Below are 1526 nucleotides of genomic sequence, written 5' to 3' on the forward strand. Positions count from 1 at the left end.
CGTTGAGTATGCGCTACATATCAGGACAGGCAAAAGGCAAAAGGCAAAAGGCAAAAGGCAAAAGGCAAAAGGCAAAAGGCAAAAGGCAAAAGGCAAAAGGCAGCTTTGTTCTCCCCACTTCCCCACTTCCCCACTTCCCCACACCCCACTCCCCCACTTCCCACTCCCATAACCCAACCCCCTAAACAATAACGCTGCCCGATTTTGCTAGGATAAGAAATGTAACAAGAATCTTTCTCAACAGTCGGATAATTCATGGGCAACGATACCATCACCTTACTCTCTCCCCGGGAAATTGAAAAAATGCGCCGAGCCGGACGATTAGCGGCTAAACTGTTAGACCATCTGGCCGATATGGTTAAACCGGGGGTAAGTACCCTAGAAATCAATGACGAGGCAGAACGTTGGACTCGCGCCCATGGAGCCAAAAGTGCGCCCCTAGGATACCATGGTTTTCCTAAGTCCATCTGTACTAGCATTAACGAGGTTATCTGTCACGGCATCCCCAGCGCCGATCAAATCCTCAAAGACGGCGATATTATTAACATCGATGTCACCCCGATTTTAGAAGGTTATCACGGCGATACCTCGCAGACTTTCTTTGTCGGTACTCCCTCCCCCCTGGCCAAAAAGTTAGTGGAAGTTACCAGAGAATGTCTGCAAAGAGGCATAGATGCAGTGCAGCCGGGGGGTAAAATCGGCGATATCGGGGCGGCTATCCAAGAATATGCCGAAGGACAAGGATTTTCGGTGGTTAGAGATTTTGTCGGTCATGGTATCAGTAATGTTTTTCACACCGGTCCGCAGGTTCCCCACTACGGCACTCGTGGCAAGGGCAAAAAAATTCGCCCCGGCATGGTATTCACCATTGAACCAATGATTAATGAGGGAACCTGGCAACATATTGTCTTAAAAGACGGTTGGACTGCTATTACTAAAGATGGTAAACTTTCGGCCCAATTTGAACACACCATCGCCGTCACCGAAACCGGTGTCGAAATTCTCACTTTATCCGATTAAATTTAGGGAACGGGGAACAGGGGATAGGGAATGGGGGAATGGGAGAATGGGGAAATAGGGAAGTTTCAACTAATACCCCAAAACCCTAAAACCCTAAAACCCCATCACCCCACCTCCCCATCTCCTCACTTCCCACTGATAACTGATAACTGAATATATGCAGTATCGTCGTTTCGGTCGCACTAATCTACAAATGCCGGTGTTTTCCTGTGGGGGAATGCGCTATCAATTTCAGTGGCAGGATGTGCCGATGTCGCAAATTCCCGACGAGAATCAAGGCAATTTAGAGGCAATCATCGAAAATTTGGGTCTGAAACCCCGTCGTTCTACGACGGCTTTACCGTCAAATATTAGCGCATTTACACGATATATGCTAGAATGCGAGATATGGAAAAAGCCTACTCGTTCCGATTTTACCCCACACCAGAACAAGAGTCGCTATTGCGGCGCACTTTGGGCTGTGTAAGATTGGTTTACAATAAGGCACTCCATCTCAGAACACAAGC

3 protein-coding genes and 1 pseudogene are annotated in these 1526 nt (G+C 47.9%); all 4 read left to right on the forward strand.

Going from position 1 to position 1526, the window contains the following annotated elements; translation table 11 throughout:
• On the forward strand, positions 1-185 hold a 185-nt coding region (locus PX636_RS13555; RefSeq protein WP_502882886.1), incomplete at its 5' end, for a CsbD family protein.
• A 70-nt stretch (positions 186-255) separates the two neighbouring features.
• Positions 256-1020 carry a type I methionyl aminopeptidase gene (gene map, locus PX636_RS13560; RefSeq protein WP_002760006.1) on the forward strand — a complete coding sequence of 255 codons (765 nt, stop codon included), beginning with the start codon at positions 256-258 and terminating at the stop codon, positions 1018-1020.
• 157 nt (positions 1021-1177) lie between these two features.
• Positions 1178-1318: pseudogene (locus PX636_RS13565) on the forward strand (aldo/keto reductase); the annotation flags it as partial.
• Between the two features lie 89 nt (positions 1319-1407).
• The coding region (locus tag PX636_RS13570) for a helix-turn-helix domain-containing protein (RefSeq protein ID WP_287721274.1) at positions 1408-1526 on the forward strand (119 nt) is incomplete at its 3' end.

Origin of the sequence: Microcystis sp. M53598_WE2 (assembly GCF_030067735.1) — a bacterium.
GTDB classification, from domain to species: domain Bacteria; phylum Cyanobacteriota; class Cyanobacteriia; order Cyanobacteriales; family Microcystaceae; genus Microcystis; species Microcystis aeruginosa.

Coding starts and splice junctions, on each gene's coding strand:
- map (WP_002760006.1), top strand. CDS start 256: ATGGGCAACGATACCATCACCTTACTCTCTCCCCGGGAAATTGAAAAA.